At 65.3% G+C, this 17,141-nt stretch carries 18 protein-coding genes; 12 read left to right on the top strand and 6 right to left on the bottom strand.

Annotated features, from left to right (window positions below; genetic code table 11):
• Positions 1–2: 2 nt before the first annotated feature.
• Positions 3–791, bottom strand: a complete 789-nt coding sequence (locus CH306_RS23170) for an ABC transporter ATP-binding protein (protein ID WP_094648062.1) — start codon at positions 789–791, stop codon at positions 3–5.
• Positions 792–882: 91 nt separating this feature from the next.
• On the opposite strand from CH306_RS23170, the gene dapB reads away from it, so the two are divergent.
• Genes dapB through CH306_RS23155 form a run of 3 tightly spaced genes read left to right on the top strand, consistent with a single transcriptional unit; the run spans position 883 to position 2,570 of the window.
• On the top strand, positions 883–1,641 hold the full coding sequence (gene dapB / locus CH306_RS23165; protein ID WP_094648061.1) for a 4-hydroxy-tetrahydrodipicolinate reductase: 759 nt from the start codon (positions 883–885) through the stop codon (positions 1,639–1,641).
• 50 nt (positions 1,642–1,691) lie between these two features.
• The gene (locus CH306_RS23160) at positions 1,692–2,111 is read left to right on the top strand and encodes a hypothetical protein (RefSeq protein WP_179272773.1); all 420 of its coding nucleotides are present in this window, start codon (positions 1,692–1,694) and stop codon (positions 2,109–2,111) included.
• Positions 2,112–2,117: 6 nt separating this feature from the next.
• The gene (locus CH306_RS23155; RefSeq protein WP_032397874.1) at positions 2,118–2,570 is read left to right on the top strand and encodes a flavodoxin family protein; all 453 of its coding nucleotides are present in this window, start codon (positions 2,118–2,120) and stop codon (positions 2,568–2,570) included.
• Between the two features lie 117 nt (positions 2,571–2,687).
• Here CH306_RS23155 and CH306_RS23150 read toward each other — a convergent pair whose 3' ends face one another.
• Positions 2,688–3,170 carry a hypothetical protein gene (locus tag CH306_RS23150; RefSeq protein ID WP_256981244.1) on the bottom strand — a complete coding sequence of 161 codons (483 nt, stop codon included), beginning with the start codon at positions 3,168–3,170 and terminating at the stop codon, positions 2,688–2,690.
• Between the two features lie 97 nt (positions 3,171–3,267).
• Here CH306_RS23150 and CH306_RS23145 point away from each other — a divergent pair, with 97 nt between their 5' ends.
• The 4 genes from CH306_RS23145 (at position 3,268) to zwf (ending at position 7,507) form a co-directional block, all read left to right on the top strand.
• Positions 3,268–4,629 (top strand): OFA family MFS transporter, encoded by a 1,362-nt coding sequence (locus tag CH306_RS23145; RefSeq protein WP_032397875.1) that lies wholly within the window; start codon positions 3,268–3,270, stop codon positions 4,627–4,629.
• Positions 4,626–4,742, top strand: a complete 117-nt coding sequence (locus CH306_RS29955; protein WP_441344239.1) for an MFS transporter small subunit — start codon at positions 4,626–4,628, stop codon at positions 4,740–4,742. Before CH306_RS23145 ends, CH306_RS29955 begins: the two co-directional genes overlap by 4 nt.
• 35 nt (positions 4,743–4,777) lie before the next feature.
• Positions 4,778–5,986: a winged helix-turn-helix domain-containing protein gene (locus CH306_RS23140; RefSeq protein ID WP_094648059.1), complete on the top strand. Its 1,209-nt coding sequence runs from the start codon at positions 4,778–4,780 to the stop codon at positions 5,984–5,986.
• A gap of 66 nt (positions 5,987–6,052) precedes the next feature.
• Positions 6,053–7,507 carry a glucose-6-phosphate dehydrogenase gene (gene zwf, locus CH306_RS23135; RefSeq protein ID WP_094648165.1) on the top strand — a complete coding sequence of 485 codons (1,455 nt, stop codon included), beginning with the start codon at positions 6,053–6,055 and terminating at the stop codon, positions 7,505–7,507.
• A gap of 27 nt (positions 7,508–7,534) precedes the next feature.
• On the opposite strand, the gene CH306_RS23130 is transcribed toward zwf, so the two are convergent.
• On the bottom strand, positions 7,535–8,014 hold the full coding sequence (locus tag CH306_RS23130; protein WP_032397877.1) for a hypothetical protein: 480 nt from the start codon (positions 8,012–8,014) through the stop codon (positions 7,535–7,537).
• 140 nt (positions 8,015–8,154) lie between these two features.
• On the opposite strand from CH306_RS23130, the gene thyX reads away from it, so the two are divergent.
• From thyX to CH306_RS23115, 3 genes are all read left to right on the top strand, one after another.
• Positions 8,155–8,907: an FAD-dependent thymidylate synthase gene (thyX, locus tag CH306_RS23125; RefSeq protein WP_094631733.1), complete on the top strand. Its 753-nt coding sequence runs from the start codon at positions 8,155–8,157 to the stop codon at positions 8,905–8,907.
• Positions 8,908–9,007: 100 nt separating this feature from the next.
• Entirely contained in the window at positions 9,008–9,916 is a 909-nt protein-coding gene (dapA, locus tag CH306_RS23120; RefSeq protein WP_027496818.1) for a 4-hydroxy-tetrahydrodipicolinate synthase, read from the top strand.
• Between the two features lie 107 nt (positions 9,917–10,023).
• Positions 10,024–11,778, top strand: a complete 1,755-nt coding sequence (locus CH306_RS23115; RefSeq protein WP_094631819.1) for a ribonuclease J — start codon at positions 10,024–10,026, stop codon at positions 11,776–11,778.
• Between the two features lie 31 nt (positions 11,779–11,809).
• Here the strand turns inward: CH306_RS23115 and CH306_RS23110 are convergent, their stop codons facing one another.
• The gene (locus CH306_RS23110) at positions 11,810–12,589 is read right to left on the bottom strand and encodes a sulfite exporter TauE/SafE family protein (protein WP_032397880.1); all 780 of its coding nucleotides are present in this window, start codon (positions 12,587–12,589) and stop codon (positions 11,810–11,812) included.
• A gap of 79 nt (positions 12,590–12,668) precedes the next feature.
• On the opposite strand from CH306_RS23110, the gene CH306_RS23105 reads away from it, so the two are divergent.
• Both CH306_RS23105 and CH306_RS23100 read left to right on the top strand, forming a co-directional pair.
• Complete coding sequence (locus CH306_RS23105; protein ID WP_032397881.1) at positions 12,669–13,292, top strand: TIGR03085 family metal-binding protein; 624 nt, start codon at positions 12,669–12,671, stop codon at positions 13,290–13,292.
• A 69-nt stretch (positions 13,293–13,361) separates the two neighbouring features.
• A complete protein-coding gene (locus CH306_RS23100; RefSeq protein ID WP_179272753.1) occupies positions 13,362–16,049 on the top strand; it encodes a DNA translocase FtsK in 2,688 nt (895 codons plus the stop codon).
• Between the two features lie 86 nt (positions 16,050–16,135).
• Here the strand turns inward: CH306_RS23100 and CH306_RS23095 are convergent, their stop codons facing one another.
• Positions 16,136–16,420, bottom strand: coding sequence for a YciI family protein (locus tag CH306_RS23095; RefSeq protein ID WP_045195454.1), 285 nt, complete (start codon positions 16,418–16,420; stop codon positions 16,136–16,138).
• A 41-nt stretch (positions 16,421–16,461) separates the two neighbouring features.
• Complete coding sequence (locus CH306_RS23090) at positions 16,462–17,049, bottom strand: amino-acid N-acetyltransferase (RefSeq protein ID WP_230597007.1); 588 nt, start codon at positions 17,047–17,049, stop codon at positions 16,462–16,464.
• Positions 17,050–17,141: the final 92 nt, after the last annotated feature.

Genomic DNA, 17,141 nt, shown 5'->3' with positions numbered 1-17,141 from the left:
CATCAGCTGTTGGCGGCGGTCGCGACCCACCGGCCGCGCTGCGTCGAGATCTCGATGGGATGGTCGAAACACTCACTGATGTTTGCGGTGGTCAGCACCGCGTCGACGGCTCCCTGCGCCAACACCTTTCCGTTGCGGATGAGCAGGGCGTGGGTGGTCGAGGCGGGGATCTCTTCGAGGTGGTGCGTCACCAGAATGCTCGCCAGGCTCGGGTGCTCGGCCCGCAACGAGTCGAGCGCACCGAGGAGTTGTTCGCGGGCAGCGAGATCGAGTCCGGTGGCGGGCTCGTCGAGCAACAGCACTGCGGGGTCGGGGAGCAGGGCGCGCGCGATGAGCGCTCGGCCACGTTCTCCCTGGGAGAGCGTGTGCCACGATGCCTCGGTGCGATGGGCGACGCCGAGGGAACCGATCAACCGATGGGCACGGGCGATCTGGTCCTCGGTGGCCGACCATCTCGGGATCAGGTCGGGAGTGTTGGTCAGGCCGGTCAGCACCACCTGGAACAGAGTCAGCGGAGCCTCGACCGTCAGACGGGGATCGACGTGGCCGATGCGCGTCCGCAATTCGCGCATGTCCACCCGGCCGAGGCGATGACCGAGAACGTGCACGGAACCGTGCGTGGGATGCACCACGGCACCGAGCAAGCTGAGCAGAGTGCTCTTACCTGCGCCGTTCGCACCGAGCAACACCCAGTGCTCGCCCTCCTCGACCCGTATCGTGGCGTCGCTGAGCAGGTATCGGCCGCCGCGCACGACATCGACTCGGTCGGCGAACAGGACGCTGGATGGCACCGGACGACCGTAGCTGCCGGTGCGGATCGCGGAGAAGTAGGCTCTGAGGTCGGTAGAACCGACAAGACGACGAAACGAGTGTGGGTACGACGTGAGTGCAACGGCACCTGTTCGAGTAGGGGTACTGGGGTCACGCGGCAAGGTCGGTCAGGCAATCTGTGCCGCCGTCGAGGCGGCCGACGATCTCGAGCTCGTGGCGACCGTCGACCAGGGTGATCCGCTGGCGAATTTCGTCGACGCGAATGCCCAGGTGGTCGTCGATTTCACCCATCCCGACGTGGTGATGGACAACCTGCAGTTCCTGATCGAGCAGGGCATCCATGCTGTGGTCGGTACCACCGGTTTCGACGACCGGCGGCTCGAGCAGGTTCGCGAATGGCTGGCGGGATCGCCGCAGACGGGTGTGCTGATCGCGCCCAACTTCGCCATCGGTGCGGTGCTGTCGATGCGATTCGCGCAGCAGGCAGCGCGGTTCTTCGACTCCGTCGAGGTGATCGAACTGCACCACCCCAACAAGGCCGATGCGCCGTCGGGCACGGCGTATCGCACTGCCGCGCTGATCGCCGAGGCACGCGCCGCCGCAGGAACTCCGACGAGCCCCGATGCGACGACCACCGAACTCGACGGCGCACGTGGTGCCGACGTGGACGGCGTGCGGGTGCACTCGATCCGGCTCGCGGGACTCGTTGCGCACCAAGAGGTTCTGCTCGGCACGCAGGGTGAGACGCTGAGCATCAGGCACGATTCGCTCGACCGAACGTCCTTCGCGCCCGGAGTCCTTCTGGGAGTCCGCGAGATCGCCGGACGACCGGGGTTGACCGTCGGGCTCGATCCGCTGCTGGAACTGTGAGCTGATCGACGGTGAACAAGACGACGAAGGTGCTCGCCATCATCACGGTGATGGTGCTGATCCTCGGCTTCTACTTCTTCCTGCTCGGTCAGCGCGGTGTGACGCTGATCCAGAACGGTGGTGTGGCGAGCATTTCCCTGGGGATCGGGGTCCTGCTGCTGCCGATACTCGGGTTGTGGATCGTGTGGGCCACGTTGAAAGCCGGTTTCGACCATCAGAGGCTGGCATCGCGCATTCACGAGGAAGGCCTCGAACTCGACGTCTCGGACCTTCCGCGCAGACCGTCGGGACGCATCGAACGTGATGCCGCAGACGAGTTGTTCCAACAGATCAAGACCGAGTGGGAGAAGGATCCGGACAACTGGCGCAACTCGTACCGGTTGGCTCGTGCCTACGATTACGCCGGTGACCGCGGGCGGGCCCGCGAGACGATGAAGCGCGCCGTGGCACTCGAACGGAACGAGAACTGACCGTCGATGCCGCGCACCCTGCTGGTCGTTCATCACACCCCGAGCCCGCTCACACGTGAGCTGCTCGAGGCAGTGCTCGACGGCACACACGACCCCGAGATCACCGGCGTCGACGTACGCAGTGTGCCTGCTCTCGGTGCGACCGTTCCGGATGTCCTCGGTGCCGACGGATTTCTCTTCGGAACGCCGGCGAACTTCGGGTACATGAGTGGGGCGCTGAAACACTTCTTCGACACCGTGTACTACCCGTGCCTCGGTGCCGTTGCCGGAAAGCCCTACGCCGCTTGGGTTCACGGCAACGACGACACCGTGGGTGCCGGACGGGCCATCGAGAAGATCGCGTCGGGTTGGGGCCTCGAGAAGGTCTTCGGGACCGTACACATTGCCGAGAGCGGTAAGCCCGCACGTGAACGCTGCTACGAATTGGGCGGAACCGTCGCGGCGGGGCTGTCCGACTGACGGTGACGGTTTCCCGACGGGCTTCCACGATGACTCGCGCGCCCCGAGAACTACGACGGTCCGTCCGACACCCGCGACGGCCGACGCCATCAGGTCCGTCCCGGGTCGCCACCGAATTCAGTCGGAATCGTCGGGGGAGTCGGCACGCAGAATCTCGTCGGCAGGAATCTGCAGCGGAATCTCGAGCAGCCGCTCCGGCCAGCTCGGATACGCGGGCCTGATCCACACCCGGTTGTCGTCGAGTTGTGTCATCAGCACCCGCCGCCAGGGCCAATCGTCATGCGGTGCTGACAGGTCCGTCTTCGGCTCGAGTGGTAGCGGGGCCTTCGTCCAGTGCGGCGCCGACAGCGATGCCAGACCCCGATCCTCCAGGTGCTCGATTGCGCGCTCGATCGGAACGCCCCGAGCCACGGTGACCCCGACAGGATTGACGGCATCGACGAGATAGTCCTCGTCGTACTCGTCCCGCGTATTCGATTCGTGCGCGACGGTCCATCCGATCACTTCGCCGTCGGAGGCCCGTTTGACGGGCAGGCGACTGCGCCACCGTTCGATATCCACTTTCTCGAAGATACCCGGAGCCGATAGTGACTTCGGCACAGAAACTATTCCTGATTGTGAGCAGCCGGGGTGGTGCCCGTGTTTGACTGCTAGGGCTCGTCCAAGTTTGTACCACTTTCTATTCCAAGGGATTTCGATGACCCTCCCCATTCTCGACCGGTCCAGAATCGTCGCCACACCCGAGTGGAGTCGCTGGTTGATACCCCCGGCGGCCCTGTCGATTCACCTCGCGATCGGGTCCGCCTACGCCTGGAGCGTGTTCAAGAACGCCATCTCGCAGCCCGACGCGCTCGGACTCAGCGGAACCGTCACCGCCATTCCGTTCCAGCTCGCCATCGTCATGCTCGGCCTGTCCGCGGCGATCTTCGGAACCCGCGTCGAGAAGAACGGTCCACGGTGGGCCATGGCCGTCTCCCTGGTCTTCTTCGTCTCCGGACTGTTGCTGTCCGCGCTCGGCATGGCCCTCGGACAGTTCTGGCTGGTGATCTTCGGCTACGGATTCGTCGGCGGCATCGGCCTCGGAATCGGCTACATCTCACCTGTCTCGACGCTGATGAAATGGTTCCCCGACCGGCCGGGTATGGCCACGGGAATCGCGATCATGGGCTTCGGCGGCGGCGCACTCATCGCGTCTCCGCTCACCAGTCAGCTGATGGTCAACTTCGGCGGCTTCACCGACGGTTCCATCGCCAAGACGTTCCTCACGCTGGGCGTCGGATACGCGGTGTTCATGGCCCTCGGTGTCGTGCTCATCAGAGTGCCGGCCGAGGGATGGAAGCCGGCCGGGTGGACCCCGCCCGCGTCGTCGTCGATGATCTCGACGCACAACGTCTCGGCCGCGAACGCAGTGAAGACCCCGCAGTTCTGGCTGCTGTGGGTTGTGTTGTGCTTCAACGTCACTGCCGGAATCGGCATTCTCGAACGCGGATCGGGCATCTATCAGGACTTCTTTCCCGACGCGACCTCGCCCGAATCCCTTGCTGCCGCAGCCGCCGGTTTCGTCGCGTTCCTTTCCCTGACCAACATGATCGGGCGGTTCGTCTGGTCCTCGGTCTCCGATGTGGTCGGTCGCAAGAACATCTACCGGATGTATCTCGGTGTCGGAGCGTTGCTGTACCTGTACATCGCACTGTTCACCAACACCAACAAGATCCTGTTCATGGTCTCGGCTCTGTTGATTCTCTCGTTCTACGGTGCGGGTTTCGCGACGGTTCCCGCCTATCTCAAGGACCTCTTCGGTACGTACCAGGTCGGCGCGATCCACGGACGACTGCTCACCGCATGGTCGGTGGCCGGTGTGTTGGGGCCACTGATCGTCAATGCCATCGCCGACGCGGGTGAGCCGGGGACCACCGGCCGATACCTGCCGGCGTTCTACGTGATGATCGGCCTGCTCGTGGTCGGCTTCCTGGCCAACGAGGCGATCAAACCGGTCGCCTCCAAGTACCACGAATCCGATCACGCGGGTTCTGCAGCCACTACGGGAGTGAAGGCATGAGCGGCGTACAGAGGCAGGTCACGATGGCGGTCGCATGGGCGTGGGTCGGCGTGCCGTTCGCCTACGGACTGTACGAATTGATCCTCAAGGCGGCGAATCTGTTCAGTACCTGATTCGACGTGTCGGTGGGCCGTGACAGGCTGGCCCGATGCAGGAGATGAGTGCGGCCGCCGCCCGTCGCACGGCCCTGGCCGCCCAGGGGCTGGCGTCGAGGCGGTCGCGTACTCGGCCGGCGAGCAGGGCCGCGGTGCACGCGGCGATCGACACCACCGGGTTGCTGCAGATCGACTCGGTGTCGGTGGTGGTTCGTGCGCACTATGCACCGGTGTTCAGCCGCGTCGGCGTGTACGACCGCTCGATCGTCGACGACGCCGCATGGACCGACACCGCTCGTCGGCCCCGTCGATTGGTGGAGTACTGGGCACACGAGGCCGCGCTGCTACCCGTCGAGGACTGGGCGCTGATGCGGTGGCGAATGGAGCTGTATCGGCACGGGCGGTGGGGCGGAGCTGCCCACATTCTCGACCGTGAACCGACTCTCGCCGACGACGTCCTCGCGGTGATCGGCGACAACGGTGCGGCCAGCGCAGGTGAGATCGAGAAGCACCTCGAGGTGGACACACCCGGTCGCAAGGGGCCGTGGTGGGATCGCAGTGACGTCAAGGTCGTCTGCGAACAGCTGTTCGCGGCGGGCGTGGTGACCGTGCCGGCCCGGACGGGTTTCGTGCGCCGGTACGAGCTCAGCGAGCGGGTGATCCCGGACGACGTTCTGCGCAGGCGCGTCGACGAACCGGTCGCGGTACGTGCACTGATCGAGAAGTCCTCGCGGGCACTGGGAGTCGCCACCGAGCCGGATCTGAGGGATTACTACCGACTCTCGCAGAAGCAGGCCAAGGCGGCGATCGCCGAACTCGTCGAGGACGGTGTGCTCGAACAGGTGACCGTCCGAGGCTGGAACGCACCGGCATTCCTGCACCGCGAGGCCAGGACACCGCGAACGGCCACCGCTTCCGCTCTGCTGTGCCCGTTCGATCCGATGATCTTCTACCGGCCGCGGGTCCAGCGAATCTTCGACTTCCACTATCGAATCGAGATATACACCCCACAGCACAAGCGAGTTCACGGCTACTACGTGTTTCCCTTTCTGCTGGACGGGCATCTGGTGGCCCGACTCGATCTCAAGGCAGTGCGAGCGCGGTCCGAGCTGCACGTGGTCGCGGCCTTCGTCGAAGGCGACCGCAACGCGGGCGACATCGCGCCTCGACTGCGAGAGGTGCTGCGGGAGATGGCGGATTGGCTCGAACTCGAACGCGTGGTGGTGGGTGACCGGGGAGACCTCGTCGCCGCATTGCGTTGACCATCGTCGGCTGGGTCGGGTCCCGCCGAAGTGCACTCGGGCAGAATCGGTGCCACTATTCGAACCGTGACTTCACGCCGGTCGGACACCGCCACGGAACTCCCACCCCAGGTCGTCGTCCTGTTCGGGGCGACAGGAGACCTGGCCAAGCGAAAACTGCTGTCCGGGATGATGCATCTGGCGCAGTCCGATCTCGCGCCGAACATCCGGGTCGTCGGAACCTCGCTCGAAGAGATGTCGACCGACGAATTCCGCGCTCTCGCTCGCGAATCGATCAACACCTACTCGAGCCGCAAAGTCGGCGACGAGCAATGGAGTCGTTTCGCCTCGCGACTGACCTACGTGTCGCAGAAGGCAGGACCGGCGGCGCTGGGGGAGGCCGTGGCCGAGGCCGAGATCGAACTCGGAGGAAGCGCCAAACGGCTCCACTACCTGTCCGTTCCGCCGAGAGCTGCTCTGGCAGTGGTGGATACGCTCGCGTCGGCAGATCTGGTCAAGCGCTCCCGAATCATCATGGAGAAGCCGTTCGGCACAGACCTCGAGAGCGCGATCGCCCTGAACGCTCGGGTTCACGAGACGTTCGACGAGGATCAGATCTTCCGGATCGATCACTTTCTCGGCAAGGAACCCGCGCAGAACATCCTGGCCTTCCGCTTCGCCAACGGGTTGTTCGAGCCGATCTGGAATCGCAACTTCATCGATCACGTCCAGATCGACATCCCGGAGAAGCTCGCCCTCGACGGACGAGCCGGGTTCTACGAATCCACCGGCGCGTACAAGGACATGGTGGTCACCCATCTGTTCCAGGTGCTGGCATTCATGGCGATGGAACCGCCGACGGCGCTCGAACCCCGCGCCATCAGCGAGGAGAAGAACAAGGTCTTCCGGTCCATGATGCCGCTCGACCCGAAAAACGTTGTCCGGGGCCAGTACACGGGCTATCGCTCGGAGGAGGGTGTGGCCGCCGACTCCGACACCGACACCTTCGTGGCCCTCAAGTGCGAGATCGACAATTGGCGCTGGGCCGGAGTGCCCTTCTACCTGCGCAGCGGCAAACGCCTCGCCGAGGGGCAGCGCATCATCTCGATCGCGTTCAGGGAACCACCGAAGAGCATGTTCCCGGCCGGCTCGGGCGTGGGTGCGCAAGGTCCCGACCACCTGACCTTCGACCTCGCGGACGCCTCGAAGGTGTCACTGTCGTTCTACGGCAAGCGTCCAGGACCCGGTATGCGTCTGGACAAACTCAGCATGCAGTTCGCCATCCAGGAAACCGAGCGGGTCGGCGACGTCCTCGAGGCGTACGAACGGCTCATTCTCGACGCCATGTACGGCGACCACACGCTGTTCACCACGGCCGAGGGCATCGAGCGGCTGTGGCAGGTGTCGGAGCCGCTGCTCGCCGATCCGCCCCCGGTTCGTCTGTACGCACCAGGGTCGTGGGGTCCCAACGCAATCCATCAACTCATCGCCCCACACGCGTGGCGGTTGCCGTTCGAGCGGGAGTGGCGCGAGAAGAAGTAGGGCCAGCGCTCGCTCGAACTCCTGGGCTCAGTTGTTCCAGCCGCGTTCCTTGCGCATCTGATCGCGCAGTGCGCCCTGAACTGCTTGCGACAACCACGAATTGAGCGACACTCCGCTGTTGTTCGCGGCGTCCTCGGCACGTTCCTTGATCTGCTCGACCAGTCGCAGCGTGACCCGTCGCACCTCACCGGACACATCGTCCATGGTGGGGTAGTCCTCGGTGACGGGCTCCGCCGGATCGCCGTCGTGCAGACCGGGCACCGGGCTGTCGCGTCGAACATCGGCGTGCGCCTGCGTGCCGTCGAGACGAACGGTGACCGTATGTCCGTCCAGATCGTTCGAGACCTCGGCCGCGAAGTCGGACAACGCGGTGAGCAGCATCAATCTGGCCGACGCTTCGGCCGTCTTTCCGAGAGCCTCCGCTGTCTGTCGGGTGTGCTCGTCTCCCAGGGCAGCCGCCGCGAGTAGATCCGTGCGCAGTGACGCGGTGTACTTGTCCAGTTCCATGACGCCAGTGTGACGCCATGAATGACGTCGGTCAAGGAGTGCTGGTGGCGTCACGTGTCCGCGCAGTGACGCCATCGCTCGCCGGGCATCGGTGCCGCGTTTAGGGTTGTGCGGTGTCAGCAGAAAACGAAGGTAGAGCTGTGCCGCGGACGGTTGCGTTGAGAGTGCAACTGGTCGCCCGAACCGAGTTCGTTCCGCCCGTCGACATCCCCTGGGAAACCGACGCGGACGGCGGACAGGCGTTGGTCGAGTTCGCCGGACGGGCCTGCTATCAGAGCTGGTCCAAGCCCAATCCCCGGACCGCGACCAACGCGTCGTACCTGCGGCATCTGCTCGACGTCGGACACCTCTCGGTTCTCGAACACGCGAGCGTGAGCTTCTACATCACCGGAATCTCACGATCGTGCACGCACGAGCTCATTCGGCACCGGCACTTCTCCTACTCGCAGCTCTCGCAGCGATTCGTTCCCGAGCACGACGCCAACGTGGTTCTTCCGCCCGCAGTCGAAGGCGATCCCGAACTCGAGGCGCTGTTCGCCTCGGCTACCGAGGCCAGCCGGGCGGCCTACACCGAACTGCTCGGTGCGCTCGAAGGAAAGCTGGAATCGGTCACCAACGCCGCGCTGCGAGGTAAGCAGGCGCGTCAGGCGGCCCGGTCGGTGTTGCCGAATGCGACCGAGACGAGGGTCGTGGTGAGCGGAAACTACCGCGCATGGCGACATTTCGTGTCGATGCGAGCCTCCGAACATGCGGACGTGGAAATTCGACGTGTTGCCGTGGAATGTCTGCGTAAGCTCGTGGACGTGGCTCCGGACGTGTTCGGTGACTTCGAGATCTCGACGCTGCCGGACGGCACGGAAGTCGCCCGCAGCCCGTTCGTGACCGAGGTCTGACGACGAGGTTCGGTTGCCTCGAAGACCGGGTATGCACCGGCGGTGTCGGCGGGGAGTCCCGCTGCGCGAGAGTGGGCAAAGCACCGGGTAATCTGCTGCCATGACCTACGGTGACGCCGCTCCTTCCGTTGCGCCTGTGTTCGGTACGGTGCTCACCGCCATGGTGACCCCGTTCACAGCGGACGGTAAGTTGGACATCGATGCAGGCGTTCGGCTGGCACACCACCTCGTCGAGCAAGGCAACGACGGATTGGTTCTGGCCGGCACGACGGGCGAGTCGCCCACCACCACCGAGAACGAGAAGCTCGAACTTCTCCGTGCGGTGATCGCAGCGGTCGGCCATCGGGCTCGCATCATCGCCGGGGCAGGCAGCAACGACACCGCGCACAGCGTCGAACTCGCTCGTGATGCCGCTCGCGCAGGCGCGCACGGTCTTCTGGTCGTCACCCCGTACTACTCGCGGCCACCGCAGGCAGGTCTGTACGCGCACTTCACCGCGGTCGCGAATGCCACCGACCTGCCCGTGATGCTCTACGACATTCCGCCGCGATCGGTCGTTCCCATCGAGACCGAGACACTGCGTCGGCTGGCCGAGCATCCCCGGATCCTCGCGGTCAAGGACGCCAAGGGCGATCTGAACGCCGGTGCCGAACTGATCGCGTCGACCGGATTGCAGTTCTACTCCGGCGACGACCCGCTCAACCTGCCCTGGCTCTCGGTGGGTGCCACCGGCTTCGTCAGCGTCATCGGCCACCTCGTTCCGGCGCGTCTGCGTGAGCTGCACACCGCTTTCATGATGGGCGACATCGCACGCGCACAGGCGATCAACGTCAGCCTCATCCCGGTCATCCGTTCGGTCGCGCGCCTCGGCGGCGTCAGCGCATCGAAGGCCGGACTTCGCCTCATCGGACTCGATGTCGGCGAACCACGACTTCCCCAGGTGCCACCGAGCATCGACCACATCGAATTGCTCGCAGCAGAGCTGCGGGCGGCAGGAGTTCTTGTATGACACGACCGAACCGATCGCGCGGACGCGCAACCCGAAACGCCGGACCTCCCTCCGAGCGTCCGGCCCCGAAGCAGGGCCAACCGGCAGGATCCCGCCAGGGCAAGCCGATGGTGCAGAACTCTGCGCGCACTCAGCGTCCCGACAAGCGTCGTGAGTTCGATCCGACGGAGCGCCTCGGGACACCGCCGAAGGCCCCGTTCAAGGGCCTTCGGGTGGTCGCACTCGGCGGCATCGGAGAAATCGGTCGCAACATGACGGTGTTCGAGCATCAGGGAAAGATGCTGATCATCGACTGTGGCGTGCTCTTTCCCGAGGACCAGCAGCCCGGCGTCGACCTGATCCTGCCCGACTTCCGCCACATCGAGAATCGCATGGCCGACGTCGAGGCAGTGGTCCTGACGCACGGTCACGAGGACCACATCGGAGCAGTGCCGTTCCTGCTGCGTCTGCGTCCCGACCTGCCCGTCGTCGGATCCAAGTTCACCCTCGCACTCGTCGCGGCCAAGTGCCGTGAGCATCGCTTGCGTCCCAACCTCGTCGAGGTCATCGAGGGCCAGCACACCCAGCACGGTCCGTTCGACTGCGAGTACTTCGCGGTGAACCACTCGATTCCCGATGCGCTTGCCATCGCCATCAGGACCGACGCCGGTCTGGTGCTGCACACCGGTGACATCAAGCTCGATCAGCTGCCGCTCGACGGTCGCCTGACCGACCTGGCCGGCTTCTCACGGCTCGGCGACGAGGGCGTCGACCTGTTTCTGGTCGACTCCACCAATGCCGAGGTGCCCGGCTTCGTCACCCCGGAACGTGAGATCGGCGGAGTGCTCGACACCGTCATCGGCAAGGCGAAGCAGCGCGTCATCGTCGCGTCGTTCGCCAGTCACGTGCACCGCATCCAGCAGGTCATCGACGTCGCCGAGCGGTACAACCGCCGAGTGGCATTCGTCGGGCGGTCGATGGTCCGCAACATGCAGATCGCTCAGGACCTCGGTTACCTGCGTGTGCCCGACGGCCTCGAGGTCAATGTCGACACGGCCGCAACACTTCCCGACGACCGGTTGGTGCTCATCTCCACCGGCTCGCAGGGCGAGCCGTTGTCGGCGCTGTCCCGGATGGCTCGCGGCGAGCACCGCCAGATCAACGTCAAGGCGAACGACCTCGTGGTGCTGGCGTCCTCGCTGATTCCGGGTAACGAGAACTCGGTGTTCGCAGTGGTCAACGGCCTCGCCAAGCGGGGTGCGACCGTCGTGACGCAGCAGAATGCGAAGGTTCACGTCTCGGGCCATGCCTCGGCGGGCGAGCTGCTGTACCTTTACAACGCGGTGCGGCCCACCAATGCCATGCCGGTACACGGCGAGTGGCGTCACCTGCGCGCCAACGCGGCGCTGGCCAAGGCGACGGGTGTCCCCGAGGAACGCGTGGTGCTGGCCGAGGACGGCGTGGTGGTCGACATGGTCGACGGTCTCGCCGAGATCGTCGGACAGGTGCCCGTGGGGCATGTGTACGTCGACGGCCTCTCGGTCGGTGACGTCGGCGATTCGACGCTCTCCGATCGATTGGTACTGGGCGAGGGCGGATTCATCGCGATCAGCGTTGCCGTCGACTCGGCCACCGGACGTGCGGTGACCGCACCCGAGGTGTCCGGTCGCGGATTCTCCGACGATCCGGCCGCACTCAAGGAGGCCGGTCAACTCGTCGAGTCGGAGTTGCAGCGGTTGGCCTCCGACAACGTGTCCGATACGCATCGCATCGCGCAGGCCGTGCGCCGCGTGGTCGGTCGGTGGGTGGCGGACAAGTATCGCCGCAAGCCGATGATCGTTCCGACGATCATCGCGGTCAAGCCGCAGCCGCAGTCGAACTAGGCACGCCCGCAGCCGAACTGGACGCGATCGGCTAGACGAGCAGTCGCCAGAGTCCGATCAGACCGAGAACGACGATGGCACCACGCAGGGCCGCCGGCGAGAGCCGGCGGCCGTAGCGTGCTCCGACGGCTCCACCGATCAGAGAGCCGACCGCGATCAGTCCGGCTGCCTGCCAACTGATGTCGTCGAATCGAAAGATCGTGTACGTCACCGCCGCAACGACATTGACGACCAGTGACAACAGATTCTTGGCGGCGTTCATCCGCTGCATGGTTTCGGGGAGCAGTGCCCCCATCACTCCGATGAGCAGAATTCCCTGTGCGGCAGTGAAATAGCCGCCGTAGATGCCGACCAGCAGAGTGCCTCCGGTGACCAACGCCATCCTGGTGCGACCGATGTGGTTCGCGGCCTTGCCCGCGGCCTCCGATCGACGCTTCGCCCAGGCCTGGATTCTCGGTTGTGCGACAACGAGGATCAGCGCGCCGATGAGCAACACCGGAACCACCGCGGCGAACACCGTTTCGGGCAGGTGCAGCAGCAGCCAGGCCCCGCCGAGTGCTCCGAAGAACGAGGCAGGCAACTGCCATCGCAGTCGATGCCACTGTCCGCGCAGCTCGCGGCGATAGCCCCACGTACCCGAGACACTTCCCGCGACCAGTCCCACCGCATTGGACATGGTGGCAACCACCGGGGGATAGCCGAATGCGACCAACGTCGGAAACGTGATCAACGTCCCGGAGCCGACGACGGCGTTGATGGCTCCGGCTCCGAACCCGGCGAGCAGGATGACGAGAATTTCCGATACCGGCACTGTTGGGAGGTTACCCAGGCAAAGGGTGGTATCCCGCGGCAGGATGCCGCTGGTTCCGTCTGGCCGTAGCCTGGAGCACGTGAGCCTTGCCCAGGATGAACGTTCCCAACTGGTCCAGACCCTTCTCGACGTGGGTCCCGATGCGCCGACGCTGTGCGGTGAGTGGACAGCGGCCGATCTGGCGGCGCATCTCGTCGTTCGGGAGCGACGCCTGGACGCCTCGCCGGGCATATTTCTGTCTCCGCTCGCGGGGTACACGGCGCGGGTTCAGCGATCCGTGGCGAACAAGCCGTTCGCCGCCGTGGTGGAGGACGTTCGGACCGGGCCGCCCATGTGGTCACCGTTCGCACTGCTGGACCCGTTGATCAACCTCGGTGAGATGTTCGTTCATCACGAGGATCTGCGCCGGGCAGGCGAGAATTGGACTCGGCGAGTGTTGCCCACCGCCGTGGAGACCCGACTGTGGACGCAGGTCCGTTTGGTGGGTCGGGGTGGTCATCGCTCGTCACCCGTACCGGTTCACGTACGCACACCCGATGGGCGACGGGCGACGTTCAAGGGCGGGTCCGGCCCCGGCGTGACCGTGGTGGGGGAGCCGTCGGAACTGTTGCTGTACGCATTCGGACGCGACCGGATCGAGGTTCTGTACGAGGGTTCGGCCGACGATGTCGCTGTCGTGAAGGCACTCGATCTGAGCTTCTGACACATTCGGCTCCGCTGTTACTGGTGTTGCGGATGGTTTCGACGGGGCTGTTGCGACTAGCCTGGGGGCATGGCAGGAAAGACCAGCACCTCCACCGCCAGGGCCGGGTCCAGTGGATCCGGCTCCTCGCGCGCGTCCGGCACCGCCCGTAAATCCGGTGGCGGCCGCACCGCGCGCACCGTCACCACGCCCAAGAAGCCCACCGCGCCGCGCAACCCGGCGACCTCCCGTGCGAACGCATCCTCGCGCGGCAAGGGACCCGCCAGGGGTGCGTCGACGGCTCGGCGGCCTGCGGCGAAGAAGAAGTCACGCGGTGCTCTCGATGCGATCGGGCGGGGCATCGCGTCCACCTGGTCGATGGCGGCACGCGGAGTCGGTGCCACGACTCGGACGGTGAGCAAGGCCGCCGACATCGAGCACGGCCACCGCCGGGACGGCATCGCTCTCGGACTGATCGCCGTCAGCGTGGTCGTCGCCGCGAGTGTCTGGTTGAGCGCCGGGGGACCGGTCGGTGAATGGATAGAGGTGGGCATCCGCGCCGTCATCGGCGAAGCCGGCTACGTCGCGCCCGTGCTCGGTGTCGCGATCGCCGTTGTTCTGATGCGGTCCGAACCGCATCCCGAGGTACGACCGCGACTGGTCCTGGGCTCGATCCTGCTCGGTCTGCCGATCCTCGGACTGTGGCACATGGCCGCCGGTTCACCGACCGATGCCGCCGGCCGATCCGAGGGCGCAGGCTTCGTCGGCTACGTAGCGGGCGGACCCATCGCCGACGGCCTCACCGTGTGGCTGGCTGTGCCGCTGCTGCTGCTCGCCGGTCTGTTCGGAGTACTCCTGCTCACCGGCACCACCGTGCGCGACGTGCCGGATCGGATGCGAGCACTGTTCGGCACCGACAGTCGCGGAGACGAATACGACGAGTACGACCCGGCCGACTTCGGCTCCGAGTTCGGAGACGAGGGCTACGGCGACTACGACAGCAACTTCGACGCCGACGGCTACCCGGTCCACGGCAGCGCGGACCCGTACGACAACTACCCGACCGAGGAGTACATCCCGGTCACCAAGCCGCCCCGCGCGCGCAAGACCCCGCCACCCGAGGCGGCCACCGAGGTCATCGTGCCCGACGCGGCTGTCCCCGCACCTGCCCCCGAGCCGGTCGCGCCCCCACGGCCCAAGCCCAAGCCGATCGTCAAAGCGGCCGAACCGAAGCAGGCAGCCGAGGACGACAAGATCGTCGTCGATCGAGTCGTCGACGGCGATTACACGCTTCCGTCGCTGTCGCTGCTGATCGACGGTGATCCGCCCAAGACCCGCAGCCAGGCCAACGACGCCATGATCGAGGCGATCTCCGAGGTACTCGAACAGTTCAAGATCGATGCCGCGGTCACCGGTTTCACCCGCGGGCCCACGGTCACTCGCTACGAGGTGGAGCTCGGACCCGGCGTCAAGGTCGAGAAGATCACCGCGCTCGCACGCAACATCGCCTATGCCGTCGCGACCGACAACGTTCGCCTGCTCGCGCCGATCCCCGGGAAGTCCGCGGTCGGTATCGAGGTACCCAACTCGGACCGGGAGATGGTCCGTCTGGCGGACGTGCTGACCGCGCCGTCGACCCGCAAGGATCACCACCCGTTGGTGATCGGACTGGGCAAGGACATCGAGGGCGACTTCGTCAGTGCCAATCTCGCGAAGATGCCGCACTTGTTGGTGGCCGGATCCACCGGTTCCGGTAAGTCGAGCTTCGTGAACTCGATGCTCGTCTCACTGCTCGCGCGGGCGACGCCGGACGAGGTTCGGATGATCCTGATCGACCCGAAGATGGTCGAGCTCACGCCTTACGAGGGCATTCCGCACCTGATCACTCCGATCATCACGCAGCCCAAGAAGGCTGCCGCGGCGTTGGCCTGGCTCGTCGAGGAGATGGAGCAGCGCTACCAGGACATGCAGATCAACAAGGTCCGCCACATCGACGACTTCAACAAGAAGGTGCGTTCCGGCGAGATCACCGCACCCCTCGGCAGCGAGCGCGTCTATCGGCCCTACCCCTACATCCTCGCGATCGTCGACGAGTTGGCCGACCTTATGATGACCGCTCCCCGCGACGTCGAGGAAGCGATCGTGCGGATCACACAGAAGGCACGTGCGGCCGGCATTCACCTGGTGCTCGCCACTCAGCGTCCGTCGGTCGACGTCGTCACCGGTCTGATCAAGACGAACGTGCCGTCGCGTCTGGCCTTCGCGACCTCGTCCCTGACCGACTCTCGCGTCATCCTGGATCAGCCGGGTGCGGAGAAGCTGATCGGTATGGGTGACGCTTTGTTCCTGCCGATGGGCGCGGGCAAGCCGACGCGTCTGCAGGGCGCGTTCATCACCGACGAGGAGATCTCTGCGGTCGTCGACTTCGCCAAGAATCAGGCGGAGCCGGAGTACAACGACACCGTCACCGCAGCGAAGGTCTCGGACAAGAAGGATGTCGACCCCGACATCGGCGACGACCTCGACGTGCTGTTGCAGGCGGTCGAGTTGGTCGTGACGAGTCAGTTCGGTTCGACGTCGATGTTGCAGCGGAAATTGAGAGTCGGATTCGCCAAGGCCGGGCGATTGATGGATCTGATGGAGAACCGCGGGGTGGTCGGCCCGAGCGAGGGATCGAAGGCCCGCGAGGTGCTCGTCAAGCCGGACGAGCTCGACGGTCTGCTGTGGTCGATCAAGGGCGGCGACCCGGACGAGCAGCCCGTGTCGGAAGAGTTCTGAGCGCTCCCCGGTCCCGGGTGAATGGACCACTGCAGCCGTCTGGTCGGTGCAAGGGTCCATTCACCCGAACCGGGTGAGCGGGCCGATCAGGACGTGAAGGTCCCCATGACGGGCGTCCACTCGTGGAACGTCGCCGTCTCGATGAGGTTCTCCACCGCGAACGGGTCCTGGGCGAACAGTGTTTCGACGGTGGCGGCATCCGGTCCCTCGACCAGCAGCAGCGCTCCGCTGCCGTCGGCGTACGGTCCGCTCGACACCAGCGTCTTCCGGTCGAGCAGATCGGCCAGCCAGGCGCGATGTGCCGCGCGATGGGTGTCGCGTCCGTCCGTGGTGGCGGGGGAGTAGGTGTAAGTGACGGCGATCAGGGGCATGGAGCTCTCTTCCGGATTCGAGGATCGATACCGGGATTCTGTCAGAGCGAGAGCAGCATCCGCGTGTTGCCCAGAGTGTTCGGTTTGACGTAGCTAAGGTCCAGGAATTCGGCCACGCCGGTGTCGTACGACCGGCACATCTCCGCGTAGACCTCCGCCGTGACCGGGGTTCCGTCGATCTCGGCGAACCCGTGTCGGGAGAAGAAGTCCACCTCGAAGGTCAGCACGAACACCTTCTGCAGTGCCAGCTCACGAGCGACCTCGATCAGTTTTGCGACGATCAGGTGGCCTGCGCCGTGCCCCTTCGCCGCAGGATCGACGGCCACCGTGCGAACTTCGCCCAGATCGGCCCACAGCACGTGCAACGCACCGCAGCCGATGATCTCACCGTCACGTTCGGCGATCCAGAACTCCTGCACCGCCTCGTAGAGGGTGACGAGGTTCTTCTCGAGCAGGATGCGTCCTGCGTAGATGTCGATCAAACGTTTGATCTCGGGGATGTCGGAGGTCCTGGCTCGACGCACGACGAGGGTGCCGTCGTTCACGGAGCCACGGTCCGCGAGGTCGGAATGCACGTCGGATTCGGGGTCTGCGATGTCGCGACTCGCCCGATTCGGCCCAGAAGTCATGGGGTGAACAGTAGTCAGTCCCTCAACCGATAAACTTTCCGTGTGTCGCTTCTGCAGCTGTGTCCCCGTCTCGGCGGATCGGTGCTGCGCAA

It is taken from the genome of Rhodococcus sp. 15-725-2-2b, assembly GCF_002259075.1.
GTDB lineage: Bacteria > Actinomycetota > Actinomycetes > Mycobacteriales > Mycobacteriaceae > Rhodococcoides.
The sequence above is the reverse complement of the archived record's forward strand: the minus strand, read 5'-3'. Positions and strand labels throughout refer to the sequence as shown.

Coding starts and splice junctions, on each gene's coding strand:
- CH306_RS23160 (WP_179272773.1), top strand. CDS start 1,692: ATGGTGCTGATCCTCGGCTTCTACTTCTTCCTGCTCGGTCAGCGCGGT.
- CH306_RS23155 (WP_032397874.1), top strand. CDS start 2,118: ATGCCGCGCACCCTGCTGGTCGTTCATCACACCCCGAGCCCGCTCACA.
- CH306_RS23145 (WP_032397875.1), top strand. CDS start 3,268: ATGACCCTCCCCATTCTCGACCGGTCCAGAATCGTCGCCACACCCGAG.
- CH306_RS29955 (WP_441344239.1), top strand. CDS start 4,626: ATGAGCGGCGTACAGAGGCAGGTCACGATGGCGGTCGCATGGGCGTGG.
- CH306_RS23140 (WP_094648059.1), top strand. CDS start 4,778: ATGCAGGAGATGAGTGCGGCCGCCGCCCGTCGCACGGCCCTGGCCGCC.
- CH306_RS23130 (WP_032397877.1), bottom strand. CDS start 8,014: ATGGAACTGGACAAGTACACCGCGTCACTGCGCACGGATCTACTCGCG.
- dapA (WP_027496818.1), top strand. CDS start 9,008: ATGACCTACGGTGACGCCGCTCCTTCCGTTGCGCCTGTGTTCGGTACG.
- CH306_RS23115 (WP_094631819.1), top strand. CDS start 10,024: ATGGTGCAGAACTCTGCGCGCACTCAGCGTCCCGACAAGCGTCGTGAG.
- CH306_RS23100 (WP_179272753.1), top strand. CDS start 13,362: ATGGCAGGAAAGACCAGCACCTCCACCGCCAGGGCCGGGTCCAGTGGA.
- CH306_RS23095 (WP_045195454.1), bottom strand. CDS start 16,420: ATGCCCCTGATCGCCGTCACTTACACCTACTCCCCCGCCACCACGGAC.
- CH306_RS23090 (WP_230597007.1), bottom strand. CDS start 17,049: ATGACTTCTGGGCCGAATCGGGCGAGTCGCGACATCGCAGACCCCGAA.